The 25,331-nt window shown below is 68.8% G+C and carries 26 protein-coding genes; 9 read left to right on the forward strand and 17 right to left on the reverse strand.

Translation table 11 applies throughout. The annotated features are described in order from the left end of the window. Positions 1-450, reverse strand: a complete 450-nt coding sequence (locus KGQ91_RS15690; protein ID WP_224414399.1) for a tripartite tricarboxylate transporter TctB family protein — start codon at positions 448-450, stop codon at positions 1-3. Next, positions 447-1,433 carry a Bug family tripartite tricarboxylate transporter substrate binding protein gene (locus KGQ91_RS15695; protein ID WP_224414398.1) on the reverse strand — a complete coding sequence of 329 codons (987 nt, stop codon included), beginning with the start codon at positions 1,431-1,433 and terminating at the stop codon, positions 447-449. Before KGQ91_RS15695 ends, KGQ91_RS15690 begins: the two co-directional genes overlap by 4 nt. A gap of 140 nt (positions 1,434-1,573) precedes the next feature. Between KGQ91_RS15695 and KGQ91_RS15700 the strand changes: the two genes are divergently transcribed. The 3 genes from KGQ91_RS15700 to KGQ91_RS15710 are packed head-to-tail and all read left to right on the forward strand — an operon-like array spanning position 1,574 to position 4,675. Next, a complete protein-coding gene (locus KGQ91_RS15700) occupies positions 1,574-2,242 on the forward strand; it encodes a response regulator (RefSeq protein WP_224414397.1) in 669 nt (222 codons plus the stop codon). Next, the gene (locus tag KGQ91_RS15705; RefSeq protein WP_224414396.1) at positions 2,239-3,633 is read left to right on the forward strand and encodes a sensor histidine kinase; all 1,395 of its coding nucleotides are present in this window, start codon (positions 2,239-2,241) and stop codon (positions 3,631-3,633) included. The genes KGQ91_RS15700 and KGQ91_RS15705 overlap by 4 nt, the downstream gene beginning before the upstream one ends. A gap of 1 nt (position 3,634) precedes the next feature. Further along, positions 3,635-4,675 carry an ABC transporter substrate-binding protein gene (locus KGQ91_RS15710; protein ID WP_224421473.1) on the forward strand — a complete coding sequence of 347 codons (1,041 nt, stop codon included), beginning with the start codon at positions 3,635-3,637 and terminating at the stop codon, positions 4,673-4,675. Here the strand turns inward: KGQ91_RS15710 and KGQ91_RS15715 are convergent. The 5 genes from KGQ91_RS15715 to KGQ91_RS15735 all read right to left on the reverse strand — a co-directional run bounded on the left by KGQ91_RS15715 (position 4,672) and on the right by KGQ91_RS15735 (position 8,741). Next, positions 4,672-5,469, reverse strand: coding sequence for a DUF2797 domain-containing protein (locus KGQ91_RS15715; RefSeq protein WP_224421535.1), 798 nt, complete (start codon positions 5,467-5,469; stop codon positions 4,672-4,674). The two genes, KGQ91_RS15710 and KGQ91_RS15715, sit on opposite strands and share 4 nt — an antisense overlap. A 26-nt stretch (positions 5,470-5,495) precedes the next feature. Next, positions 5,496-5,756, reverse strand: coding sequence for a YeaC family protein (locus KGQ91_RS15720; RefSeq protein WP_224414394.1), 261 nt, complete (start codon positions 5,754-5,756; stop codon positions 5,496-5,498). Positions 5,757-5,816: 60 nt separating this feature from the next. Then, entirely contained in the window at positions 5,817-6,668 is an 852-nt protein-coding gene (locus KGQ91_RS15725; protein WP_224421474.1) for a rhomboid family intramembrane serine protease, read from the reverse strand. Positions 6,669-6,853: 185 nt separating this feature from the next. Further along, positions 6,854-7,858: a metallophosphoesterase gene (locus KGQ91_RS15730; protein WP_224414392.1), complete on the reverse strand. Its 1,005-nt coding sequence runs from the start codon at positions 7,856-7,858 to the stop codon at positions 6,854-6,856. A 1-nt stretch (position 7,859) separates the two neighbouring features. Then, a complete protein-coding gene (locus KGQ91_RS15735) occupies positions 7,860-8,741 on the reverse strand; it encodes an NAD(+) kinase (RefSeq protein ID WP_163648419.1) in 882 nt (293 codons plus the stop codon). A gap of 99 nt (positions 8,742-8,840) precedes the next feature. Here KGQ91_RS15735 and KGQ91_RS15740 point away from each other — a divergent pair, with 99 nt between their 5' ends. Next, positions 8,841-9,800, forward strand: a complete 960-nt coding sequence (locus KGQ91_RS15740; RefSeq protein ID WP_224414391.1) for a DUF1853 family protein — start codon at positions 8,841-8,843, stop codon at positions 9,798-9,800. Between the two features lie 16 nt (positions 9,801-9,816). On the opposite strand, the gene KGQ91_RS15745 is transcribed toward KGQ91_RS15740, so the two are convergent. Further along, positions 9,817-10,857, reverse strand: coding sequence for a zinc-dependent alcohol dehydrogenase family protein (locus KGQ91_RS15745; RefSeq protein WP_224414390.1), 1,041 nt, complete (start codon positions 10,855-10,857; stop codon positions 9,817-9,819). A gap of 132 nt (positions 10,858-10,989) precedes the next feature. Beyond that, on the reverse strand, positions 10,990-11,856 hold the full coding sequence (locus KGQ91_RS15750; protein ID WP_224414389.1) for a carboxylate/amino acid/amine transporter: 867 nt from the start codon (positions 11,854-11,856) through the stop codon (positions 10,990-10,992). Here KGQ91_RS15750 and KGQ91_RS15755 point away from each other — a divergent pair. Next, entirely contained in the window at positions 11,855-12,373 is a 519-nt protein-coding gene (locus KGQ91_RS15755; protein ID WP_224414388.1) for a DUF6314 family protein, read from the forward strand. The two genes, KGQ91_RS15750 and KGQ91_RS15755, sit on opposite strands and share 2 nt — an antisense overlap. A 25-nt stretch (positions 12,374-12,398) precedes the next feature. Here the strand turns inward: KGQ91_RS15755 and KGQ91_RS15760 are convergent, their stop codons facing one another. Beyond that, on the reverse strand, positions 12,399-12,683 hold the full coding sequence (locus KGQ91_RS15760; protein WP_224414387.1) for a hypothetical protein: 285 nt from the start codon (positions 12,681-12,683) through the stop codon (positions 12,399-12,401). A gap of 500 nt (positions 12,684-13,183) precedes the next feature. On the opposite strand from KGQ91_RS15760, the gene slyD reads away from it, so the two are divergent. Further along, a complete protein-coding gene (gene slyD / locus KGQ91_RS15765; protein ID WP_163648413.1) occupies positions 13,184-13,666 on the forward strand; it encodes a peptidylprolyl isomerase in 483 nt (160 codons plus the stop codon). Between the two features lie 67 nt (positions 13,667-13,733). On the opposite strand, the gene KGQ91_RS15770 is transcribed toward slyD, so the two are convergent. Both KGQ91_RS15770 and KGQ91_RS15775 read right to left on the reverse strand, forming a co-directional pair. Continuing rightward, positions 13,734-14,375 (reverse strand): CDP-alcohol phosphatidyltransferase family protein, encoded by a 642-nt coding sequence (locus KGQ91_RS15770; protein WP_163648412.1) that lies wholly within the window; start codon positions 14,373-14,375, stop codon positions 13,734-13,736. Between the two features lie 15 nt (positions 14,376-14,390). Continuing rightward, entirely contained in the window at positions 14,391-16,553 is a 2,163-nt protein-coding gene (locus KGQ91_RS15775) for an FAD-dependent oxidoreductase (RefSeq protein ID WP_224414386.1), read from the reverse strand. Positions 16,554-16,681: 128 nt separating this feature from the next. Between KGQ91_RS15775 and msrA the strand changes: the two genes are divergently transcribed. After that, positions 16,682-17,284, forward strand: a complete 603-nt coding sequence (gene msrA / locus KGQ91_RS15780; protein WP_163648410.1) for a peptide-methionine (S)-S-oxide reductase MsrA — start codon at positions 16,682-16,684, stop codon at positions 17,282-17,284. A gap of 9 nt (positions 17,285-17,293) precedes the next feature. Here msrA and KGQ91_RS15785 read toward each other — a convergent pair whose 3' ends face one another. Beyond that, complete coding sequence (locus tag KGQ91_RS15785; protein WP_224414385.1) at positions 17,294-18,499, reverse strand: MFS transporter; 1,206 nt, start codon at positions 18,497-18,499, stop codon at positions 17,294-17,296. Positions 18,500-18,591: 92 nt separating this feature from the next. Here KGQ91_RS15785 and KGQ91_RS15790 point away from each other — a divergent pair, with 92 nt between their 5' ends. Next, a complete protein-coding gene (locus KGQ91_RS15790; protein WP_163648408.1) occupies positions 18,592-19,479 on the forward strand; it encodes a LysR family transcriptional regulator in 888 nt (295 codons plus the stop codon). 10 nt (positions 19,480-19,489) lie between these two features. Here the strand turns inward: KGQ91_RS15790 and KGQ91_RS15795 are convergent, their stop codons facing one another. After that, the gene (locus KGQ91_RS15795; RefSeq protein WP_224421475.1) at positions 19,490-20,062 is read right to left on the reverse strand and encodes a C40 family peptidase; all 573 of its coding nucleotides are present in this window, start codon (positions 20,060-20,062) and stop codon (positions 19,490-19,492) included. 235 nt (positions 20,063-20,297) lie between these two features. Beyond that, positions 20,298-22,748 (reverse strand): DUF1266 domain-containing protein, encoded by a 2,451-nt coding sequence (locus tag KGQ91_RS15800; RefSeq protein ID WP_224421476.1) that lies wholly within the window; start codon positions 22,746-22,748, stop codon positions 20,298-20,300. 238 nt (positions 22,749-22,986) lie between these two features. Here KGQ91_RS15800 and gabT point away from each other — a divergent pair, with 238 nt between their 5' ends. Beyond that, a complete protein-coding gene (gabT, locus tag KGQ91_RS15805) occupies positions 22,987-24,264 on the forward strand; it encodes a 4-aminobutyrate--2-oxoglutarate transaminase (RefSeq protein ID WP_224421477.1) in 1,278 nt (425 codons plus the stop codon). 122 nt (positions 24,265-24,386) lie between these two features. Here gabT and KGQ91_RS15810 read toward each other — a convergent pair whose 3' ends face one another. Together KGQ91_RS15810 and KGQ91_RS15815 are read right to left on the reverse strand one after the other, a co-directional pair. Continuing rightward, positions 24,387-24,632, reverse strand: coding sequence for a GlsB/YeaQ/YmgE family stress response membrane protein (locus KGQ91_RS15810; RefSeq protein ID WP_163648404.1), 246 nt, complete (start codon positions 24,630-24,632; stop codon positions 24,387-24,389). 60 nt (positions 24,633-24,692) lie between these two features. Next, positions 24,693-25,238, reverse strand: coding sequence for a DUF924 family protein (locus tag KGQ91_RS15815; RefSeq protein ID WP_224421478.1), 546 nt, complete (start codon positions 25,236-25,238; stop codon positions 24,693-24,695). Positions 25,239-25,331: the final 93 nt, after the last annotated feature.

Here is a 25,331-nt window from a genome sequence, read left to right on the forward strand (position 1 = left end):
TCAAGCGTAATCGGGCAGCCAATAGCCGCCCGGCAGGGAAATACCCAGACCCTGGGTAAACAGAAGATAACTACCCAGTGCCATCAGCACCGCAGCGGCCAGCGCCTTGAGCCAGGTCGCCTCGAACAACCGGGCCAGCACCAGCACCGTAAAGAAGGTGGTCACGAGGAAGCCCAGACGCGTGAACAGCAGCGCATAGACCAGCAGCACGCCCAGCACCGCCAGCAACTTCAGACACAGGGCCTTGTTCGGCCAGTGGCCGTTCTCGCCCGGGCGGAACACCAGCACCAGCGACAACGCGGCCAGCACAACCGACAAGATGATGGGGAAGGCCTTGGGCCCGACGGGCTCGTAGCTGAAGGGCACCTGAAGCTGCCAAGCGTGAATGGCGGCAAACGCCGCCAGACCGATCAGGGCGAGTCCCAGGATGCGGTCGGCGGCGAATTTCATTGCGTCAGACCCACTTCTTCGGCGAGCTGCTTGAACTGGGCGACCTGGCCCTTGACGTAGCTGTCGAAGTCAGCGCCGAAGCGTGACATCGGGAACAGCCCGCGCGCTTCACGCATCTCGGCGAACTTTTCCTTTTCGGACAGTGTCTTGAGCTTGTTCACCCATTCCTGGTAGGCCGCGTCGCTGACATCCGGCCCCATGTAGTAACCGCGCCAGATCGGCCACTGCACGTCGTAGCCCTGCTCGGCGGCGGTGGGGATATCGGCGTAGGGCCCGCCCAGGCGCTCTTCGGACAAGGAAGCCAGTACGCGCACCTTGCCGCTCTCCAGATGCGGGCGCAGTTCCGACATGTCACCGGTGAAGACCTGAATGTGATCACCCAGCAGCGCCGCCAGCGACTCGCCGCCCCCCTCGAAGGCCACGTAGCGCAGGTCGCGCGGCGAGATATCCGCCGCCTTGGCGGTCAGTGCCGCCTTCATCCAGTCCTGGCTGCCCACGGTCCCGCCGGCACCGAAGACGATCTTGCCCGGCTGGGTCTTGAGATCCTGCATGAGTTCATCGAGGTTCTGCCACGGGGCATCGGCCTTGACCACGATGGCGCCATAGTCGGCGCCCAGCGCCCCCAGCCAGCGCACCTCGTCGGCGTCGTACTTGCCGAACTTGCCCAGCGCCAGGTTGACGGCAGCCCCCGTGCTCGCCGCCACGATCAGGTTGGGATCGTCGTTGCGCACGCCGTTGACATGGTTGTAGGCCACCGCGCCGATGCCGCCCGGCATGTAGCTGACCATCATCGGCTTGTCGATCAGCCCGGTTTCCTGCAGGGCATTGGCCGCGAGGCGGCAGGTCAGGTCGTACCCACCGCCCGGCTTGGCCGGCGCGATACACTCGGTGGCGCCGGATTGGGCCTGGGCCGAGCCGGCCAGCAGGACGCCGCTGAGTGCGAGCAGCGAAGACCAGTGGCGGAATGCCGAGTTGAATTTCATGGCGGACTCCTGTTTCTTTGTTGTCGAAAGGTGAGGGAGTTCCCTCCTGCCGTCATCGCCTCGATGACTCGAGAGATGCTAGGGGCCCAACCTTTCATCAACCTGTCATCCCCGCCCTACCCTCGTGAGACTTTGGTCCAATGCGCCTGCTCATCGTCGAAGACGACCCGTTGATTGCCCGCTCGCTCGGCAAGGCTCTCGGCCCGCTGGGCAACACCGTCGAGACGTTCTCGCGCCTGGCCGAGGCCAACGCCGCATTGGCCCACGACCATTTCGACCTGATCGTGCTCGATCTGGGGCTGCCCGACGGCAACGGCCTGACGCTGCTCGGCGAGCTGCGCGAGCGCGGCGACGCCACCCCGGTGCTGATCCTGACCGCCCGCGGCGGCGTCGACGAACGCGTGCGTGGCCTTGACCTGGGTGCCGACGACTACCTGGCCAAGCCGTTCTCGGTGGCCGAACTCGAGGCCCGGGTGCGCGCCCTGCTGCGCCGCAGCCAGCAGCGCACCGACAATCGCCTGCAGTTCGGCCCGCTATGCTTCGACCCGACCACGGGGACGACCATGCTGCATGGCGAGCCCCTGGCCCTGCCGCGTCGTGAATTGGGCCTGCTGGAAGGCCTGCTGCTGCATGCCGGACGCATCGCGCCGCGAGAGTTGCTGGTCGACCGCCTGTTCGGCTTCGGTGACGTGGGGCCCAACGCCCTGGAGGTGTACATCAGTCGACTGCGCAAGCGCCTGCAGGGTAGCGGGCTGCGCATCCGTACCCTGCGTGGCCTGGGCTATCGGCTGGAGGAAGAGCCGACGTGATCGCCGTCGACGGCACCCTGAAGCGCCGCCTGGGGGTCTGGCTGCTGGCCACCGTCGGTGTGCTGGGTGCATTCCTGCTGGTCGAGGCCTATACCAGCGCACAGCGTGCGGCCAACCGCGCCTACGACAGTCAGCTCGAGGCCGCCGGTTTGACTGTCGCCGAGGCGATCCAGTGGCAGGACGGCCAGCCGATCGTCGAGATGCCGGCGGCCGCCTTTCAGATCCTCGCCACCGACCAGCAGGAGCGGGTGTTCTACGCCATCCTCGACGCGGCGGGCCGGGAAGTGACCGGCAACCTCGACGGTGCCGTGACGCCCGCCTGGCAACGTGCCGCCAAGGCCGGGCCGGTGTGGATGACCGTGTCGTATCACGGCACGTCGATCCGCCTGCACGGCCGCGAATTGACCTCGGCCGGCTGGGAGTCGCTGGATCCGGTGCAGATCTGGGTCGGGCACACCCTCTCGGGGCGCGAGGCCCTGGCCGGCGACCTGTTCGAGCGCACCCTGACCCGCTTTCTGGCCATGGTGCTGGTCGCCGCTCTGCTGATGCTGCTGGCCATTCGCACCGCCCTCGCCCCGGTGCGCCGCCTGCGCCAGTCGCTGCGCCAGCGCGATGCCGATGACGTGCGCCCTCTGCACGCACAGGTGCCCGGCGAACTCTACGACATGGCGGAAACGCTCAATGCCCTGTTCGCCCGCCAGCGCGAAGGCCGCGACGCGCTGCTGCGCTTCACCGCCGATGCCAGCCATCAGCTCAGGACGCCGCTGGCCGGCCTGCAGAGTACCAGCGAACTGGCCCTGCAGAGCGAGCAACCCGACGAGTGGCGCCACGCCCTGGAGACCGTCCACGCCAGTGCGGCGCGTACCAGTCGTCTGGCCGGCCAATTGCTGAGTCTGGCCCGCCTGCGCCACGCCAGCGAGGGCACCCGGGACACGCTGGACCTGTCGGCTGTACTTCGCGACACGCTGATGGAGTGGGCCGAGCGCGATGCCGCCCAGCATCACGACCTGGGCCTGGCGCCGTTGCCCGCCGAGCCGGTACGTATCCAGGGAGAGTCCTGGTCGCTGCGGGAGATGATCGGCAACCTGATCGACAATGCCCTGCGCTACACGCCGCCGGGCAGCGAGATCACCCTGGAGCTGGAACGCCACCCCGGCAGCGTGACGCTGAGCATCGAGGACAGCGGTCCCGGCGTCAGCGACGAGCTGCTGGGTCGCCTGCACCAGCCCTTCGAGCGAGGCGGACGCCAGGATACCCAGGGCTCCGGCCTGGGACTCGCCATCGTCGATTCCATTGCCCGTCGCCACGATGCCGCGCTCGAGGCACGCAACACCCCGGGGCATGGTCTGTGGGTGGGCGTTCACTTTCCCTTGTCGGCGGAGACGAACTGATATGCGGTTCCGGTGGCCATTCGGCCTGCTGTTGGCCTGCCTGTTGCCGCTCACCGCACAGGCCCAGGCCAGGACACCCCTGGTGGTCGAGGCCGCTCTGGACCGGCAGGTCATCGCCCCGCTGCTCACGGCGTTCGAACACGCCTATCCCGATATCGCCCTGTACTATCACGACCGTTCGACGCTGGAGGTCGACCGGCGCGCCCGCGAGGTCCACCCGGCGCCCGATGTGGTGATCAGCTCCGCCATGCCCTGGCAGCTGGCCCGGGTCAACGAGGGACTGGCCCAGCCACTGACCAGTCCGGCGGCCCGCCACTGGCCGCAGTGGGCCAAGTGGCGCAACGAGGTATTCGGCTTCACCTTCGAGCCCATCGTCACCGTCTACCGGCTCGATCTGGCCCGCTACATGAAGCCGCCCGCCACCCATGCCGACCTGCAAGCCATCCTGACCACGCAGCAGGCGCGCCTGAATGGGCGCGTGACCACCTACTCCCCCTCGCGCAGCGGGGTCGGCTACACCCTGTTCCAGCAGGACGCGCGCTACTCGCCGCGCTTCTGGGACCTGGTCGCCGCCATGGGCGCCGCCGAGGTCAGCCTGGAGGACAATACCCAGGCGATGCTCGACGGCCTCAGCGACGGGAAATACTGGGTGAGCTACAATCTGCTGGGTTCCTATGCCATGTACTGGGCGCAGACCCACCCGGAAGTCATCGTGCAGGTGCCCCAGGACTATGCGCTGGTCATGATGCGCATGGCCTTCGTGCACCGCGACGCGCCACATCCGATGGCCGCCAAGGCGTTCGTCGACTTTTTGCTCGGCGTCGAGGGCCAGCGCATCCTCGCCGGCAGCACGCCGCTGTTCAGCGTGCTGCCCGAGGTCATCGGCCCCTACACCGCCCAGCGCCTGCGCGACCAGGTTGGCGAGCGGCTCTACCCGATCCCGATCAATGCCTCGCTGCTGGCCTTCGTGGACCCGCTGCGCCGCGAGGCCTTCATGGCCCGCTGGCGGCGCGAGATCAGTATCCTCGAGGATGGTGACTAGCCGACACTCACCTCGTAGCCGGTAAACTTGCGCAGGTTGATCACCCCGGTGTCGAACATCAGGTACTGGCCCTTCAGGCCCATCAGGGTGCCGCCGACGGCGGGCGTCTTGTCGAAGTTGAGCGAGACCACCTTGGTGGGCGATTCGAGCACCGGGTAGTCGAGCGTCACCGGGGCCTCGTCGAGGGGGCGGATGGCGTCCGCACCGAAGCGCTCGCGCAGTTCATCGAGCCCCGCGGCCAGCCCCTCGAGCAGCCGGTCACGCTCGGCGACCAGGTCGAGCGGCGCCACCTCGCCCTTGAGCATCGCCCGCCAGTTGGTACGATCCGCCACCTCGCGCTTGAACAGCGTCTCTACGAAGCCCGACTGCTGGCGGGTGTCGACCTCGAGGATCGGCAGCGCCTGGATCGCCCCCTGATCCAGCCAGCGGGTGGGTACCTGAGTCTTGCGGGTGATGCCGACCTTGAGCCCCGAGGAGTTGGCCAGATAGACCACATGGGGCCGGAAGCAGTGGCGCTCGCCCCACTCGGGCTCGCGGCAGGTACCGGCGAAGTAGTGGCAGGTCTCGGGCTTGACGATGCAGGTATCGCACTGGGCCAGCCGCTTGAAGCAGGGGTAGCAGTAGCCCTGAGCGAAGCTCTTGCGCGTGGCGCGCCCGCAGTGGGTGCAGGCGATGGCGCCGGTGTGGGTCAGGGTGAGCCGCTGCCCCAGCCGGGCGTTGAGGTCCAGACGCAGCTCGCCGGCCCGCAGGGTATAGCGCGCCGGCCCGCCGCCATCGCCGGGCTCGACCGCCATCTTGCGCAGGCAGCCCTGGCGGGTGATCAGTTCATCCACTTGATGCTGTCCTCGCCGCCGGCGCTGGACTGGCTGGAGCAGGTGCCCTCGAGATAGCCGACCCGTTCGCTCTCGGGCACGTTGTGCTCGAGTTCGTAACGCATCACGGCCTCCAGGCAGAGTTCCGTCTGCTCGGGGGTGAGAAAGCGCCCGTCGGGCCACTTGCGCAGCGCCACGGCCTGCTTGAGGCTCCGATAGATCTCGGGCGTCATCTGCTCGATCATGCGCGCGAAGGTCATGTCACTCATCGTCGTCAACTCCGGTAAATCCGAACTCCATTGTCTCACGCCGCGCCGGCGAGCGTCTGCTCAGGCCGTGCGGGTCGGGGTACGGCTGGCCCACAGGCCGATGCCCAGCCCGATCAGCAACCCGCCCAGGTGCGCCTCGTTGGCGACGTTGCCGAAGCCCACCGGGGCGGCGAAATCGGTCATGGTGAAGACCATCCAGCCGATCATGAACACCACCAGCATGGTCGGCACGAAGAAGCCGCTGTGCGGCCGCCGCCGCGACATCAGCCAGACATAGCCCAGCAGCGCGTAGTCGACGCCCGACATGCCGCCGAACAGCACCGTGCCGGTGGCATACTGCGCCAAGTTCGAGCCCAGCGCGCTGGCCAGCACCACCCAGACGAAGCGGCGCGAGCCGTGCAGGCTCTCGATCTGGCGGCCGAAGTACCACAGCCACAGCATGTTGAAGATCAGGTGCATCCAGCCGAAGTGCATCAGGGCCGGGGTCAGCAACCGCCACAGCTGGCCGGACGCCAGCGTCTCGCCCAAGGCACCGACCTGCACGCCGTTGCCGACCAGGGTCACGGGCACGATCGTCAACGCCGCCAGCAGCCGGTCGCCGAACAGCGCCATCAGGCCGAATACCACCAGACACAGCACGACCAGCCCTGCCGCCGCCGGCGCCTCCGCCAGCACGCCGTGGCGCCAGCTCCCGGCACCCGCCCGCGGCTCGTCAGGGGCGACGGCGAGGGCGTCTCCGCGCTGCCAGCGCTCGACCAGGCGCATCAGCGCTTCGTGCTGGCCGGGGTCGGCCAGCCACAGGACCTGCCCTTCTGCCTCGTGACTGATGCGGTGGCCGATGCGTCGCGCCCACAGCGCCTGGCGCAGGGTGCGGGTATCGATATCGTGCGGAATGATCAGCACCTTGTGCATGACGAACCCTCAGACGATGGAAAGCAGGACAGCCGCGGCGACGGGACGACAAAAAGAAAAGTCCGGCGGAGGGGGCCGCCGGACAATGAGCAAGGGATCATTCAAGGGAACACTGACTCTGACGGGCGCGGCGGCGAGAAGTTTCATGACGACGCAAAAAATTTGTGTAATTAATTGTAAAACCTTCAATCCAGGTCGATTTCCCAGGGTCTCGGCCGCGAACGCTCGTCTCGCGGGACCCGCAGCCAGACGAACTTGTCGGCGTCCAGCCGGGCCTCGCCATCCCAGCGATAGGCGACCAGGCGCCCGTACTTGACCGCGCTGTAGTCCAGGCAGGCGATGTTGGGCGCCGGCAGCGCCGGCACGCCCTCGCACCAGTAGTGCCCCAGGAACAACGGCGGCTGCTCCGGCCCGTAGTAGGTCAGGCGCTGGCGTTCGCTCGCCGACAGCGGGCGCGACTCGAGATCCCCCGGCAGGTTGTCGGGCTGGAACACCACATCGCCGTAGGTGCGCGGATGGCGGGCCCAGAAGTGGGCGCGGAAGGTGCGCCGCGTGAAGCCGTCGCCGGACTGGATCTCGATGCCCTCGGGCAGGCGCAGGTGCGTGCCGCGGGTCAGCCGCTCGAGCACCCGGAAGGCGAAGCTGTCGGGGTCGGCCGAGGCATCCAGGAACGCCTCGTCGATGCGGGCGCTCGGGTACGCCGCCAGGAAGCGCTCGATCAGCGGCGCGTCCCAGCAGGCATGCACCACGCGCATGCCGTCGAGCTCGAGCAGCAGCGGAATCTCCATGAACCACGCCAGCACGTCCTCCCACTCGCCGGGATGATCGCGGTACTGCTCGAGCGTCTCGCGGATGATCCGGTTGTGGCGCGGCGTGTGTTCGCGCAGCCACTGGCAGCCGGCCTCGGCCGGGCAGCGCCGGCTGTAGGCCAGGGCATTGAACTCGTGGTTGCCCATCACGATGTGAGCCTCGCCGGCCTCGACCATGTTGCGGGCGATCGTCACGGCCAGACGGATGCGCGGCCCCCGGTCGATCAGATCGCCCAGGAACACCGCCTTGCGCCGCGGATGGCGATAGACGCCATCCTGGCGGTGATAGCCCAGCTTCTCGAGCAGGGCCCCCAGGGTGGCGCCGCAGCCGTGCACATCGCCGATCAGGTCGTAGCCCTCGATACCGCCGCTCATGCTCATCTCATTCCCCCAGCCGGCTGCTCCAGCCGAGCTTGCTGCGACAGATCTCGTAGTAATTATGTCCCCGCGGATGGATCAGCGTGAGTCGCTGGGGCTTGCGGCGCACATAGAGGATGTCGCCGGGCTTGGACACCACCTGGGTCTGGCCGTCACAGCTGACGTGCGGATAGGCCTCGTTGGTCTCGCCGATATGCAGGGTGATCTCGCTGGCGGCATCGACCACGATCGGCCGGCTCGACAGGGTGTGGGGAAACATCGGCACCAGGGTGATGGCCTCGAGCCCGGGGTGGACGATCGGCCCCCCGCCGGACAGCGCATAGGCGGTGGAGCCGGTGGGCGTGGCGATGATCAGCCCGTCGGAACGCTGGCTATAGACGAACTGGCCGTCGACGAACAGCTCGAACTCGATCATGCGCGCCGCCTTGCCGGGATGCACGACGACATCGTTGAGCCCGTCGGCGGTACCGACCAGCGAGCCGTTGCGGAACACCTCGGCGTCCAGCAGGAAGCGTTGCTCGCTGTCGTAATGTCCGTCCAGCACCGCACCGACCTTGTCCTCGACATCGTCGGGCGAGATATCGGTCAGAAAGCCCAGCCGACCGCGATTGACGCCGAGCACCGGGGTGCCGCTCAGGCACATGGCGCGCCCGGCCCCCAGCAGGCTGCCGTCGCCGCCGACCACGATCACCAGGTCGCAGATATCGCCCAGCAGACGCCGGCTCGACTCCTGCTGGCCGTGATCCAGCAGCACGGTGGCAGTACGATCCTCGATGATGACATGATGCCCCCGGGCACTCAGGAAACGGATCAGGCGCCGCAGCGTCTCGACCACCTTGGCACTGCCCAGGCGGCCGATGAGACCGATGTTCTTGAAGGGTTGCATGCATGTTCCCCAGCCACGTCGAGCGGGTCATTATGCGGGCAGGGCGGGGTCCGGGCAAACGCCGCCACGCACACCGTCCCACACCCAGGAGAGACGCCGATGCCTCATCCGCGGGAACTCGAGATCGACGCGCGGCTGCGCCATCCGGTGGTCCGCGACCTGGCCTGGCTGCTGCAGGCGCCCGACCTGCTCGACACGCCCTACCCCGGCCGCCCACGGCTCGGCGAGCTGGCACTCGATGATCCCGAGCGGCGTCAGGCCTGGCTGCGGGCTCTGGAGCAGCAGCCCGGCGAGCTCGAGCAGGCGGTCGCCCACCGCCTGGGCGGGCGGCTGGGCCTCTATCACGAGGCGCTCTGGCATTTCCTGATCGCCCGGGCGCCCGGCACCCGGCTGCTGGCCACCAACCTGGCGATCCGCGACGCCCGGGGCGTGACGCTCGGCGAGCTCGACCTGCTGTATCGCCGTCGCGGCGACGCCGCCGTCGTGCACCTGGAACTGGCGATCAAGTATTACCTGGGACTGGAAACGGGCCCGGGCGGCAGCACCGCACCGGCGCGCTGGATCGGCCCGGGCTGCGCCGACTCGCTGGCCATCAAGAGCCGACGCGCCCTGACCCATCAGCTGACGATGAGCCGCCGCCCCGAGGCGCGGGAGCGACTGGCGGCGTACGGCGACGCTGACGTGGAGCGGCGCCTGGCCCTGCTGGGCGTGCTGTTTCGCCCGGTCGTCACGCATGACGGCAACGCCCTGCCCCTGCCGCACGGCACCACCGCCGACGCCCTGATCGGCGAGTGGCTGCCACTGAGTGCCTGGGCCCGCCACTCCGGCGGGCTCGCCGCCCCCGTGCGCGGCGCCTTTCTCGACAAGCCGCACTGGCTGGCCCCGCCGCCCGACGACCGGCTGATGCCTCTGGGCGCCCTGACGGGCGCCCTGCTGGCACGCTTTCGCGCACGCCGGACACCCTGCCAGCTGACCCTGCGCGAGGCCGACGGTGCACGCCGTCGGGTCTTCGTGGTGCCCGACGGCTGGCCGCACCTGATCCCGCTGATGCCGCGCTGAGCCCTTTCTCGGCGCTTCAGTCCGCGATCAGCAGGACCTTCATGGCCTTTTCCTCGGCGGCATTGCCGAAGACCTGGTAGGCCGTCTCGATGTCATCCAGATCGAAGCGGTGGGAAATCAGCTCGGCGGGCTGCAGCTTGCCGCCCTGCAGGGTCTGCAGCAGCATCGGAGTGGTGTTGGTGTTGACCAGCCCGGTGGTCAGCGTCACGTTCTGGATCCACAGCTTCTCGATGTGCAGCTCCACGCTCCTGCCGTGCACGCCGATGTTGGCGATATGCCCGCCCGCGGCGACGATCGACTGGCAGACATCGAAGCTCGCCGGCACGCCCACCGCCTCGATCGCCACATCCACGCCCTTGCCGTCGGTCAGCGCCAGGATGGCATCGACCGCCGGGCCCTCCCGGGCATCGACGACGTCCGTGGCACCCAGCCGGGTGGCCATCTCGAGGCGTGCCGGGTCCATGTCGGTCACGATGATCCGTGCCGGCGAGTAGAACTGGGCGGTCAGCAGGGTCGCCATGCCGATCGGCCCCGCCCCGACGATCGCCACCGTGTCCCCCGGCTTGACGCAGCCGTTGAGCACGCCGATCTCGAAGCCGGTGGGCAGGATGTCGCTGAGCATCACCAGCGCCTCCTCGTCGGCGTCACGCGGCACCGGATACAGGCTGTTGTCGGCATGCGGAATGCGCACGAACTCGGCCTGGGTACCATCGATCAGGTGGCCGAGAATCCAGCCGCCGTCCTCGCAGTGGGAATACAGCTGACGCTTGCAGGCCGGGCAGCGGCCGCAGGCGGTAATGCACGAGATCAGCACGCGATCGCCGGGCTTGACGTTGCTCACGGCATCGCCCACCTCCTCGACGACCCCCACGCCCTCGTGGCCCAGCGTCAGGCCGGCCGGCACCTCGGGAACATCGCCCTTGAGGATGTGCAGGTCGGTCCCGCAGATGGTGGTGTAGAGGAGGCGCACCACCGCATCGGTGGGCTTGTCGAGGGTCGGACGGGGCTTGTCCTGCCAGGCTTTCCTGCCGGGGCCCTGATAGACGAGTGCTTTCATGGAAACGCTCCTGAACGTGGCAATGACAGGCTGTCATCCGTTCAGGAGCATGGCGCATGGGGCCGAAGGCGTCTTGACGCGAGTCAGCCTCCGGCGCGGTTGCGCGCGCCGGAACTGACCGGGATCAAGGCGTCACGCGACACCGGGCAGACGGCGTCGCGTCCACCATTCGTTGACCAGCAGCGAGGCGAGGATGATGGCACCGCCGGAGGCCAGCCGCACGAGATCGGCATCACGATTCCAGATCAGCAGGTTGACCACCAGACCGGCGGGAATCAGCGCGTTGTTCATGATCGCCAGCGCCCCGGCATCGACCCGCGTGGCACCCTTGTTCCACAGGAAATAGCCGAGCCCCGACGCGACCAGCCCCAGCCACAGCAGCACGCCCCACTGGACGCCCGTGTCGGGGAGCGTCGCCGTGCCCAGCAGGCCATAGGCCAGGGCCACCAGAAGCAGCGCCCCGAGATAGAACCAGCCGAACACGCTGCGCTGGGGGACCTCGGCGAGCAGGCGAACGGCCAGATGCCGGTAGGCGACCTGGCCGACGGCGAAGCACAGGTTGGCTCCCTGCACGACCAGAAAGCCCAGCCAGAAGGACTCGCTGACGCCCTGGTAGCGGATCACCGCCGCCCCCGCCACCGCAATCGCCGCCGTGAGCAGGTAGAATGGGGAAAAGCGCCGGGCCATGGCATCGTCCAGCAGCGCGACGTACACCGGGGTGAAGATGGTGAACAGCAGCACCTCGGGCACGCTCAGCAGCAGGAAGGACTGGTAGAAGAAGATGTACATCAGCCCCAGCTGCACCGCCCCGACGGCCATCAGCAGCAGCTTGACCCGGTGGGGCACCGCACGCGGGCGCAGGAAGGGCAGGAACAGCAGGCTGGCCAGGCCGATGCGGATCAGCACGGCGAGATAGCTGTCGACCTGACCGGCGAGATAGACGCCGATCAGCGAGAAGGAAAACGCCCACAGGGCCGTGACACCGATCAGGTAGGACATGACGCAATCATCCGAGAGAGAAGCCATCGAACCGGCAATGGTAGCGCTGCGCTGCCACCTCCTGTCAACGTCGGAAGTTTATTTCAGTTCACAGCCCGGTCCGCACTCGCGAACCGGCTGGGCGGGGGACGGCGAAGGCCGGGTGGCGGTCACCCGCGACGCGGATGGCAGCGTGGCCTTCACCGAGAGCGGTCGCTTCCGCCCGGCCGCCGCTCCCGATACGCCGCCGGTGAGCTTTCGCAACGTGTTTCGCTGGACCTTCCTGACCGACCGGGTCAGCCTGGCCCATGAGCGTCGCGGCGCCGAGGCGGCCGTGCGGCTGTTCGACCTGGCGCCGGGCGACACGCCCGGCACCTGGCTGTCGTGCCACGATCATCTCTGCGGCGATGACCGCTACCGGGCCCGGCTGGTCGTGACGCCACGCGGGTTCGACCTGCGCTGGACCATCGAGGGGCCGCGCAAGGATGAACATCTGCATTATCGCTATCGGGGGGCGGCGCCGGCCAGCACGGGCTGACCGACGCCGAAGAGCGGGAGAGAGCTTACTTGTGCAGGCGAGCCTTGCTCATGCCCCAGCAGACCAGCCTGGCCATCACCCAGCCCGCCAGCAGCAGCAGCAGCACGGTCAGCAGCATGGAGACCGGCTTGACGATACAGGTGGCCCCCAGCACGGCGGCGGCGACGCACCACACCCAGCGGTCATCCTGACTGCGCAGCACCCGGGGCATCCGGCGTTCGACGAACTGGCCGAACGCCCCCTCCCAGCCTTTCCAGGTCAGAAACAGGATCACGGCGAATGCGATCAGCCAGATCACGGTCACGGTCATTTATCAGCTCCTGAGAGATCACACGGACTCGGTATCACGGATATCGCCGACGATCACGCGCGCAAGGCAGGCGATCGATGGCGAGGGAATCATGTCGGCGGAGCATCACGGCCTCGCCGTGTCTCGCGACACGGCAGGAAGCGTTCCGGGCAAACGCGGTGACGGGAGACAGTCGAACGGTCTCGTGGATGCCATGAAGGCCCTGCCGGATGTCCTGACGGCAGGGTACCCCCGCCCCGGGAGACGCGCAACCAACGCGGCGGCGCTCACGGTGCGGCCATGCGCCGCCCGCTCGGTGGCACGAACGCCGTCGCCCGACACCCTCCTGCCCCGGCACCGAAGCCCGGCGGACGACGCCTGACGGGGGCTGCAGCCCGCCTTGTTGAATCACGGTCATGTCGTGCCGAGGGGACATGAAAAAATTCCCCCCGCCCCTGACAGCCCCGGGGCGAGACGTTACCATGAGCCTGACATGCACATACCGAAAGGTTCATCACATCATGCAGATTGCGCAGAATTCCGTTGTCGCGTTCCACTACACCCTGACCAACGACGCGGGTGAAGTGCTGGACAGCTCGGAAGGCCGCGAGCCGCTGACGTATCTTCACGGTGCCGGGAACATCATTCCGGGGCTCGAGAAGAAGCTGGAAGGTCACCAGAGCGGCGATAAGCTGCAGGTGGACGTCAGCCCCGAGGAAGGCTACGGCGAAAAGCAGGACGCCCTCGTCCAGGAAGTGCCGCGCGACGCCTTCCAGGGTGTCGAGAGTGTCGAGCCGGGCATGCAGTTCCAGGCTCAGACCCAGGGTGGCCCGCTGATGGTCACCGTGACCAGCGTGGAAGGCGACACCGTCACCGTCGACGGCAACCATCCGCTGGCCGGCCAGCAGCTCAACTTCGACGTCGAGATCGCCGAAGTACGTGAAGCCTCCGCCGAGGAAATCGAGCACGGCCACGTGCACGGCGAAGACGGCCACGAGCACTGAGGATCCACGTTCCGCCAGCGGCGGACACGTGACCTGACGGGGCAGCCTCTGGCTGCCCCGTTTTCGTTTATCGGGCCCGTCCCGCCCCCTCCCCCTCGAGCCGCCGAAGCGTCCGATACCCGCCCCAAAGCCGGGTCGCGGTAGTGATCAGGCAGGCAATGGTGAACACACCCGACAGCACGACGAAATGCCCCGGCCACAGGCAGAAGGCCACGAAGGCCAGGATGGTTTCCGTGCCCTCGGTGAGCCCGTCGAGGTAGAAGAAGGCCTTGTGGGGAAAGTCCGGCCGCTCGAGCCGGTGACGCGCGGCCACGATGGCAAAGGCCAGGAAGGAGCTGGCGGTGCCCATGAAGGCGAACAGCAGCCAGGCGGCCGCCAGGGCATTCGCGGCGGGGTCGGCCAGCGCGAAGCCGAGCACCACGGCGGCGTAGAAGACGAAGTCCAGGCCGATGTCGAGAAAGCCCCCGGCGTCGCTGGCCCGCCGGGTGTGACGCGCCAGGGCGCCGTCCAGGCCGTCGGCCAGGCGGTTGAGCAGGATGACCCCCAGCGCCGCACCAAACCATTGACCGGCCAGCAGCGGCAGTGCCAGCAGCCCGACGGCAAACCCGCCGACCGTGACCTGCCCGGGCGTGATGCGCATCCGGGCCAGCCCGCCGGCCAGGTAGCGCAATGGCGGCTGGGCCCAGCGGGCCGTCCAGCGATCCAGCATGTCGTCTCCTCGTCGTCAGTCGCGAGCGGCGCCGCGCCGGCGCCAGGCGAAATAGCGCCCCAGCAGTCCCAGCAGCCGATCGGGCTTGTGGGCGTTACGCCAGGCGCCAGCCGTGGCCTTGGCGGCCTCCGCATAGGTGGGATAGGCATGGATCGTGCCCAGCAGCTTGCCGAGGCCGAGGCCGTGAGTCATGGCGAGGGTGAACTCGGCCAGCAGCTCCCCGGCGGCATCGCCGACCACGCTCACGCCGAGAATGCGATCCTTGCCGGGCACCGTGAGCACCTTGATGAAGCCCTCGGTCCGCCCGTCGACGATCGCCCGGTCGAGTTCACTGAAGGCGTAGCGGGTCACCTCGAAGGCCACGCCCCGGGCGGTGGCCTCCTGCTCGTTGAGGCCCACCCGCCCGACTTCGGGTTCGGTGAAGGTCAGGGTCGGCAGATTGCGGTCATCGACCGCAAAGCGCCGGAACTCGCCGAACAGGGCGTTGATCGTGGCGTGCCAGGCCTGATGTGCCCCGGCATGGGTGAACTGATGGGGGCCGGCGACATCGCCGCAGGCCCAGATGTTGACCTGCAGGCTGCGCAGGGTGGCATCGACCGTCACGGTGCCCCGGGGACCGAGCTCGATGCCCAGCGCCTCGAGCCCCAGCCCCGCGACGTTGGCCTCGCGACCCACCGCCAGCAGCAGATCGGAGAACGGCAGCCGCTGCCGGGCGCCCTCCCCCGACTCGACCACCAGACAGCGCCCGCTCGGCATTGCCGCATCGCGCTCGACCCGCAGCGCCCGGGTCTGCAGGTGAACCTCGACTCCCTCGGCGACGAGACGCGCGCGCAGCGGCTCGCTGACGTCCGCATCCTCGCGCGGCAGCAGTCGCGCGGCGCGCTGCACCAGCGTGACCCGGCTGCCCAGGCGTGCGAAGGCCTGGCCCAGTTCACAGCCCACCGGGCCGCCGCCCAGCACCAGCAGGTGCTCGGGCAGGCGCTCGAGCCGCCAGAGCGTCTCGGTGGTCAGGTAGGCGCCCGCCTCGAGCCCCGGCAGGTCGGGAACGCGCGGACGCGCCCCGGTGGCGAGAATCACGTGACGGGTGGTCAGCACCCGCTCGCCCACTCTCACCTCCCAGGGGGTCTGCAGGTACGCCGCCCCTTCGACCACCTCGACGCCCAGTCCCCGATACCGTTCGGGGCTGTCATGGGGCGCCACCGCCTCGATGGCCCGGTGCACGCCGGCCATCACCGCGGCGAAGTCGACGCGCGGCCCCTCGACCTCAATGCCCCGCGCCGGCGCCTCGCGCACCCGCTGGGCCAGCCGCGCGGCGCCTATCAGCGCCTTGGACGGCACACAGCCGGTGTTCAGGCAGTCCCCGCCCATGCGCTCGCGCTCGACCAGCGCCACCCGGGCCTGCAGGGCGCTGGCGATATAGCTGGCCACCAGGCCGGCCGAGCCGGCGCCGATCACCACCACGTCGTAGTCGAACCCCTTCGGCCGCGGGTAGCGTCTCGTCAGGCGGCGCCGCTCGAGCCAGGTCGCACCGCGCCGGGCGAGCAGCGGGAACACACCCAGAAGCACGAACGAGGCCACCAGGGTGGGCGACAGCACGTCACCGACCGCATCGACCTCGCCGAGCGCGCGCCCGGCATTCACGTAGACCACGGTGCCCGGCAGCATGCCCAGCTGGCTGACCCAGTAGAAGGTGCCGGCCCGCATCCGCGTCAGCCCCATCACCAGGTTGATCACGAAGAAGGGAAACAGCGGTACCAGCCGCAGCGTGAACAGGTAGACGGCCCCCTCGCGGCGAATGCCGTCGTTGATGCGTTGCAGCTGGCGGGCGAAGCGCCGCTCGACACTCTCCCGGGCCAGCCAGCGCGCGACCAGAAAGGCCAGCACGGCACCGATGCTGCTGGCAAACGAGACGATGACCACGCCCTGCACCAGGCCGAACAGCGCCCCCGCCAGCAGGGTCAGCAGCGCCGCGCCCGGCAGCGAGAGTGCCGCCATCAGCACGTACCCCGCGAAGAAGCCGCCGGCCACCGCCAGCGGCTGGGCGGCGAACCACGCCTGAAAGTCGGCCTGACGCGCCTTGAGGGTTTGCAGCGTCAGCCAGTCATCGGCGCCGGCCCAGAAGAACAGCGCGATGACTAGCAGCAGCGCGAGCAGGGCAGTCAGGCGAGATCGCGTCACGGGGGACTCCTCGTCGGTAGAAGGTAAGGTGCATCCATCAAGCCATGCGCACCGTACCGTTATACTGACGAACTCGCGTTGCGGATTCACGCGAGCGCCCTTCATCGACGATTCAAGAGGTTCCTGCCATGCGTCTCGCGACCCTGACCCTGCTGCTCGTGCTGGTCGCCGGGAGTCTCCCGGCCCAGGCCGGGGAGACCCGCATCGCCACCTTCGCCGGCGGCTGCTTCTGGTGCGTCGAAGAGGCCTTCGACCAGGTCGATGGTGTCGTCAGCACCACCTCGGGCTACACCGGCGGCGACCAGCGCAACCCGACCTACCAGCAGGTGTCGGCGGGCGGCACCGGCCACGCCGAAGCCGTGAAGGTGGTCTACGACCCGCAGCAGGTGGACTATGCCACCCTGCTGCAGGCGTTCTGGCACAACATCGACCCCTTCGCCGAGAACCGCCAGTTCTGCGATGTCGGCAGTCAGTATCGCAGCGCGATCTTCTATCACGACGAGCAGCAGAAGCAGCTCGCCGAACAGAGCCGGGACGCTCTGGCCAAGCGCTTCGATCGTCCGATCAAGACGCAGATCGTCCCTGCCGGCGACTTCTGGGCAGCCGAGACCTACCACCAGGACTACTACCGCAAGAACCCCATCCGTTATCACTTCTACAAGGCCGGCTGCGGTCGCGAGGCACGCCTGAAGGAGATCTGGGGCGACCAGGCCGGCCGCCCCGGCGAGTGAAGCGCGGGATTATCCCCCCTGGGCGGTGGCGGCCTGCGGGCGCCGCTCGCGCCGCCACAACCACACCGCCGTGGTCAGCGTCACCAGCAGCACCAGCCAGGAGCCCGCCACCACCGCCGGCCAGCCGCCGGCCTGCCACCAGGGTTCCAGATAGAAGCCGCCGAGACTCGCGCCCAGGTAGTAGCACACCAGGTACAGGGCCGAGGCGGTCCCGCGCGCCTGGGTCGCCTGCCGACTCACCCAGCTCGAGGCCATCGAGTGGCAGAAGAAGAATCCGAAGGCGTTGATGGTCAGCCCCGCCAGGATGCCGGCCAGCGACTCGCTGAGCGTGACCAGGCTGCCCAGCATGAAGATGCCGATCCCCAGCAGCATGCACAGCGGCTGGGCCAGCCGCTGTGCCACGCGCCCGGACAGCGCCGAGCCCAGGGTGCCGCCGAGGTAGGTGACGAAGATCATCCCCAGCCACTGGGTGGTCAGGGCGTACGGCGCCTCGCTCAGGCGAAACGTCATGTAGCTGTACTGGTTGATGAAGATCAGGAAGTTCAGCCCGCCGATCAGATAGGCCGCCAGCAGCAGCGGGTTGCCCAGGTGGGCGCGCATGCCGCCGAGTGCCACGTCGAGCCGCAGCGAGGCCGGCCGGAAGTTGCGCGCCGGCGGCAGCAGCCGCCAGAAGACCGCCAGGCAGACCAGGCTCAGCGCCCCGACGGTGAGAAAGCTCGCCTGCCAGCCGCCGTACTCGCCGGCGAAGCCGCCGATCACCCGGCCGCCGATGCCGCCCAGGGTGTTGGCGCTGATGTACAGCCCCACGGCCAGCATCAGGGCACGCCGGTCGAACTCGTCCCCCATCCAGGCAATCGCCACCGCCGGCAGCCCGCCCAGCGCCAGCCCCTGCAGGGCCCGCAGGACCAGCAGGCTGGTGAAGTCGGGTACCCAGGGCAGCAGCAGCGAGCACAGCGCCGCCACCAGCAGGCTCAGGCGCATGATCCCGCCGCGGCCGATGGCATCGGAGAGCGGGCCGTAGATCAGCAGCGAACCGGCCAGGGTCAGGGTCGCCGCCCCCATGACCATGGCGCTGGACAGCGTCGAGACGCCGAATGCCACCCGCAGGTCGGGCAGCAGCGGCTGGGCGGCATACAGGTTGACGAAGACGGTGAAGGAGCCCAGGCAGAGTGCCAGCGTGGCACGCCACCAGTCGCGACTGTGCGCTTCGATCATGTGTCTCTCCAGCAGTGACGGGCGCATAGCATCGCCCATCGCGCTATCATCGGCCAAATAGTGCTTGAAGATGATAACAATCGGATTTTGTGATGCCCCTGCCCTTCGACCTGCGGGCCCTGCGCGTCTTCCTCGCCGTGGCCGACCACGGCGGCTTCACGCGCGCCGCCCGCGCCCTGCATCTGGCCCAGTCCGCGGTCAGCCAGACCGTCGCCACGCTCGAGTCACGCCTGGAGCTGACGCTCTTTCACCGCCACGAACGACGCATCACCCTGACGCCGGAAGGCGAATTGCTGCGGGACAAGGCGCGCGCCCTGCTGGAACATGCCGACGCGGTACACCTGGCGATGCGCGAGGTTCACGGGCTGGTCAAGGGGGAGGTGCGCATCGGGATTCCCTCGATGCTGGGCTCGTACTACTTCCCGCCGCTGCTGATGGGCTTCAAGGCCCGCCATCCGGGGATTCGCCTGACGGTCGTGGAGGCCGGAACGCGGCGCCTGCAACGGATGATCGCCGACGGCGAGCTCGACCTGGGCGTGGTCATCTCGGCCCCCGAGCTGACATCGCTGGAGCAGCATGAGTTGCTCAGCGAGGAGATGGTGGTCTGCGTGCCGCGGGAGCATCGCTTTGCCGCACGCCGGAGCGTGACCGCCGAGGAGGTCTTCAACGAGCCGCTGGTGCTCTTCCAGGACGGCTACTTCCACCGCGAGTTCGTCGACCGCCTGGCCGGCGAACTCGGGCGTCAGCCGCAGATCGCCTTCCAGTCCAACCTCATCGCGCTGACCAAGGCGATCGTGCGCCAGGGCTTCGGCATCACCACCTTCCTGCGCCGGGTGGTGACCGAGGCGGATCTCGCCGCGGTATCCCTGGATCCGCCCGCCTGGCTCAACCTGTCGCTGGCCTGGTCACGCGGCGCCTATCTGTCCCGTGCGGAAAGTGCCTTCGTCGACTTCGTGCTCGAGCATCGCGACCAGCTGTGACGCCCGCCGCTCACTCGCGGGCCAGCAGCCACCGCTGGGCCAGCTCCACCCGCGGCAGCGGGCGCCGCGCCTGCCAGTAGTAGCGGCGCCAGTAGACGTTGTCGAGCCGCGAGAGCTTCACTCCCCGGGAGGTGGAGGCATGCAGGAAACGCCCGCTGCCGACATAGACCCCCACATGGTTGTAGGGCCCGGGCGGACGGAAGAAGACCAGGTCGCCGGCCTTGAGATCGTCGCGAGTGACCTGCTCACCCTCACGTACCTGGTCGTCGGTGGTGCGCGGCAGGGCCACCGCAAACGCCTCGCTGAAGATGCGCTGCATCAGTGCCGAGCAGTCGATGCCGTGGCGGCTGTCGCCACCCAGCACATAGGGGGTACCGACCCAGCGCTCGTGCTCGTCGAGCAGCGCCTCGCGGACCAGCCCGGGCGACGCCCGCCGGAATCGCAGCACCTGCTCGGCCAGACGATCGGCGGGCCCGTCGCTCCTCGGTGACGGCCCCGCGGCCGACTCGCGCGGCGCGGCGGACTGGGTTGACGGTGTGGCGGCACAGCCGGCCAGTAGCCCGGCCATTGCCAGGGCGGACACGCAGACACGAAGCATCCAGCGACCCCATCGCGACGCAGGAACCGACCCGCCGTGACCTCCACGGGGAGCATGTCGCTGGGGGAGTGATGCCCGGGTACCACTCCCTCAGCGGCCTGGCGTCGGCCCTGACCGAACAGTGAATTGGCGCGGGGCCTGAGCCCCGGCCCCTTCGGCCGATGATAGGCAAGCCCGGCGGGCTTGTCATCCGCGACCAACGGCGGCCCCGAAGGGCGTATCAGTGCAGCGTGCGGACATCTCCCGGCAGGGTGTCGATGTGCAGGGGCGACGAGTGACGCGGCCGGGCCCCGGGGAAGTCGAGGCTCGCCCAGGCGCCGGCCAGCGGCGGCGCCCCGCTCAGCCAGGCCGTCAGCGCCTGTCGGAAGCTGTCGAGCAGTGTCTGGCGATCCTCCGTCTCGCCCATGAAGAAGGAAAAGCCGGCATACAGGCCGCGGGCATAATCCCGCCAGTTGCCATAGTGCGTGCGGGCCAGGCCCAGGGCGGTGTCCAGCAGCGCCTCGTAGGTCTCGCGATCGAGCCAGCCCATGCCCCGGCCGGCCGCGGCGATGTCCACGGCCTGGGCGACATCCCAGGCGGTCATGTCGATGTCGTTGCAGCCATCGACATTGTCCCGCACCCGCCGCAGCCGCAGCAGGTGATTGCGCGCCTCCTCGTCGCAGTCGCCGGACTCGAGGATGGCGATCTCCTCGTCGAGCCGTCGCGCATTGAGGGTGTAGGGCGCGTAGTTGATCTGGTACTCCTGCCGATCGCCCACCTCGAGCAGGAACGTCAGGAAGTCGCCGAGCTCCGCGGCGCTGTTGAGGGCGTACTGCGACTCCAGCCATTCGCCCAGCGCCGCCTGCTCATGGCGGCTTTCCGGCTGCGGCTCCGCCCAGGGGCCGGCATTGAGCGGCCCCGCCAGCGCCAGCGCGGTGAACCGCTCCAGCGACGGGCGCGGGCCGGGCTCGCGCCAGGCCGTCTGCCGCCAGTCCAGCCAGTGGAACGGGCTGCCCGGGTCGTCGCGGTGCCAGCGGATCTCGTGAAGCAGCGTATCGTCGGGCAGCTCGGGCAGTGCCGTCTCCCAGGCGGCCCAGGCATCGAGCAGCCGCCGCGCGTCCGGGTAGAAGCGGCACAGCACCCCGCGCAGCGACTCGGTCAGCGCGGCGATGCCCTCGGGATCGAAGTCGCCGCTGTCGCTCGCCATCAGCAGGTAGAAAGCGTACTTCTCGGCCATGTACACCGTGGCGGCATGGCGGGCACAGTGCTTGAGGCCGTCACGCAGGGCCACCGCCTCGGAGGCCGGGCGACCGAGCCCGGTTTCCAGCGAGGGCAGCGTGCCGTGCCGGGCATCCACGGCCAGCTGGTTGAGATGGTGCACCTGGGCCGGCAGCCAGAACCGCGCCATGCCCTGCACGCCCTCGTCGGGAAACAACCCCAGGGTCTCCTGCAGGTAGCGGCGCACGTCCTGCTGCCGCGCGGTCTCGATGGGGGTGGCCACGCCCTGCCGGTAGAGCAGATCGGGCTCGCGGACCGCGGCCATCGCCAGCAGCCAGTGGCGGGCCTCCTGGCGCCAGCCGCGCATCGCCCGGCGCGAGGCCTCGCGAGCCGGCTCGTCGAGCAGTTCGGCCAGCGGCTCCCGCCAGGGGCTGAGCGGCGAATGCAGCAGCAGCGCCCAGTCCCGCGCATGCGAGGCCATGCCGTCGCGACCGTCGAACAGGCTGCGCCCGCGCTGATAGGCCAGGGTCACCGCGGTCCAGTCGCTGTAGCGTCGCATCAGCAGGTCGGCCGCATGCCCGGCGAACTGCTCGGCCTCCTCGGGCTCGAGCCAGCCCAGGGCGGCGCCGGCACAGGCCAGGTCCACCAGCCGCAGCCAGTCCCAGGCCGCCCACTCCAGCGGCTCGCCCCGCGACAGGAAGCCCAGCATGACCTTGCCGTAGCGCCGCTGCTCGCCCAGCCCGTTGAGCCACGCCTGACGGGCGTCACCGTCCCGCTCGAGCAGGCGCGCCGCGTCGATGTCCCAGCCGTAGCGATGTCCCTGCGAGGCCAGCCACAGCAGCACGCGGATCAGCTCGTCGCGCCCGCGGATCTGCCAGCCCTGGTCCAGCCAGGCTGCGGCATCCGGCCAGTCGGGAAGACGACTCGGCGGCAGCACCAGCAGCGGCGCGAAGGCGGCGCGGAGTCGCCAGGCGCCCGGCGCCTCCGGCCACGGCGTGCCCGCGACACGGCGGTTCAACGCGCCCTCCAGATGCTCCCAGGTGACGCCATCGCCCTCGGCTTCGAGAGCCGACAGGGCCTCGCCGGCCAGCGCAAAGGCCTCGTCGCCATGGTGCCATCCGCCATCGCGGCGTGCCTGGCGCAGCGCCTCCAGCCAGGCGTCCAGCGAGGCATGATGCCGATGGATGTCATGACCCAGGGCCTGCAGCCAGGCCGCCACGCGCTCGGCGGGCAGCCACCGGGCGGCCGCGGCCAGCGCCAGCAGCTCCAGGGCCTCCAGCTGCGCCTGCGGGTTGGCCCTCCCCCCGGGCAAGGCCTCCAGAAGCCGCCATGCCAGCTCGCCGCGCTCCGGCACGCCCAGCTGGACGAGTCGCTCGGTGGCCAGGGCCGGCTCCAGCGATGTGGGATCGGGGTCAAAGGTCCAGCCACATAACACCAGCTGTTGGGCCCACCAGGCATAGAGCGGATCGACCAAGGCACACCTCTGTTGAATTGGCATGAGCGGAAATTCGGGCGGGATAGTGTAGCGGAATCCCCGGCGTTCGCCGATGGTCACGACGCCCTTCGCGGCACACGGCGCGTCATGCCGGCTTGCCGGATTCACCTTCCGTGTACGACGCTTTCAACAAGCGTGCCGTCTCGACGCCCCGCGGGACGCCGAATGAGCGTGCCGCTCCTCGCATCGCCCTTCACCCGGTACCCAGGAGGTCAGCATGAACAACGCCCAGCTCAATGAACTCAAGCAGCGCTACGTCGCCAGCGGCGCCGCCAGCCCGGCCACGCAGTTCGCCGATCGTGCGGAAAACGCCGAGCTGTGGGACGCCGACGGCAAGCGCTTCATCGACTTCGCCGGCGGCATCGGTGTCCTCAACATCGGGCATCGCCATCCGAAGGTGGTCGAGGCGGTCAAGGCCCAGCTCGACAAGGTGATGCATACCTGCCAGACGGTCATGCCCTACGAGGGCTACGTGCGGGTGGCCGAGCGGCTCAGCCAGCTCACGCCGGTGCGCGGCCACGCCAAGGTCATGCTCGCCAACTCCGGCGCCGAGGCGCTGGAGAATGCCGTCAAGGTCGCGCGCGCCGCCACCGGCCGGAACAACGTCATCTGCTTCGACGGCGGCTACCACGGTCGGACGTTCATGACCATGGCGATGAACGGCAAGGTGGCGCCCTACGCCACGGACTTCGGCAGCATGCCGGGCAACGTCTTCCGCGCGCCCTACCCGGTGCCCTATCACGGCGTCAGCGAGGACGAGGCGCTGCGCGGCCTGAAGATGGCCCTCAAGACCGACGCCAACCCCAGGGACACCGCGGCCATCGTGCTCGAGCCGGTACTCGGCGAAGGCGGCTTCTACGCCGCGCCGACGAGCTTCCTGGAAAAGGTCCGCGAGATCTGCGACGAGCACGGCATGCTGATGATCGCCGACGAGGTGCAGAGCGGCTTCGGGCGCACCGGCAAGCTGTTCGCCATCGAGCACAGCGGTGTCGAACCCGACATCATCACCATGGCCAAGAGCATGGCCGACGGCATGCCGATCTCCGCGGTGGTGGGCACCGACAAGCACATGGACGCTTCCGGCGGCAACTCGCTGGGCGGCACCTACACCGGCAGCCCGGTGTCCTGTGCCGCGGTACTGGCGGTGCTTGACGTCTTCGAGGAGGAGGACATTCTCGGCAAGAGCCGGGCGCTGGGCGACAAGCTGGCCAAACGGTTCAGCCAGTGGCAGCAGGACTTCGCCTGTGTCGACCACCCGCGCAACCTGGGCGCCATGGCGGCGTTCGAGCTGGTCACCGACAAGAACGCCCACACGCCCGATGCCGACCTGGCCGGGGCGCTGTGCAAGCGGGCCCGCGAGAAGGGGCTGATCCTGCTTTCCTGCGGCCTCTACGGCAACACCATCCGCTTTCTGATGCCGGTGACCATCGGTGACGACGTGCTCGAGGAAGGACTGGCCATCATCGAGGAGTGCCTGACCGAACTGAGCGGCTGAGCGACGCCACAGCACCGGGCAGGCAAGACAGCGAGAGCAGTCAGGACAGCCATCAAAGGAGAGACAAGGTAGAACCGCCCGCCCGGGCACCGCGCCTCGTCCTCGAGACGCGGTGCCGGCGGTCATGACGACTTGCGCAGCTTGGCGACGGCCCACAGCAGCACCACCGCACCGACCGTGGCGGTCACCAGCGAGCCGATGAAGCCGCTCGAGGACAGCCCCAGCAGGCTGAACAGAAAGCCGCCGATCAAGGCGCCGACGATGCCCACCCCGATGTTGCCGAGGATGCCGAAGCCCCCGCCGCGCATGATGTTGCCGGCGATCCAGCCGGCCAGCCCACCGATGATCAACCACAGAATCAAGCCCATAGCGGCCTCCTTGCGTTGCACGATTCGTGAGGATGTGCGCTCAGGGTGCCACAGGCGCCCTCAGAAAGACGACCCCGGCTGACGCAGGAAGTCGACCTCCTCGGGCGTCGACGCGCGGCCCAGGACGGCATTGCGATGCGGGTAGCGGCCGAAGCGCTCGAGAATGCGCCGGTGGCGATGCTCGGACTCGAGATTGTCTTCCAGACCCGGCTGATCGAACAGCCGCACGGCCTCGTCGTGGATGCGCAGCGACTCGCTGTGCATGTAAGGCATGTACAGAAACGCCCGCTGCACCGTCTCGAGCTCGGCATCGGCGCCCCCGGCGACGGCCTCCTGCGCCAGCACCAGCGCCTGGGCGTCCTGGGCGAAGGCCTCGGGGCGGTCGCGAAACAGGTTGCGCGAGAACTGGTCGAGCACGAGGATCTCCGCCAGGCGGCCGCGGGGCGAGGCGCGCCAGCTCCATAGCTCGCCGGCATGGGCCGCCTGCCATGTGGCGAGAAAGCGCGTCTCGATGCGCCGATCGAGAGCCGGGTCCTTGCGGAACCACTGGCGGGGCGCGAGCTCCCGGAACCAGAAATCGAGCACGCTTTCGTGGGCTTCGGTCATGCCAGTCTCCTCCCGGGGATTCGGCGTCGTGCCCAGGCAGGAGCCAGGGCACTCGACAGGACGCAAGCGCTTGGTCTTAAGCATATTTCAGGG

The organism is Modicisalibacter tunisiensis (assembly GCF_020148005.1).
In the GTDB taxonomy this organism is placed as follows: domain Bacteria; phylum Pseudomonadota; class Gammaproteobacteria; order Pseudomonadales; family Halomonadaceae; genus Modicisalibacter; species Modicisalibacter tunisiensis.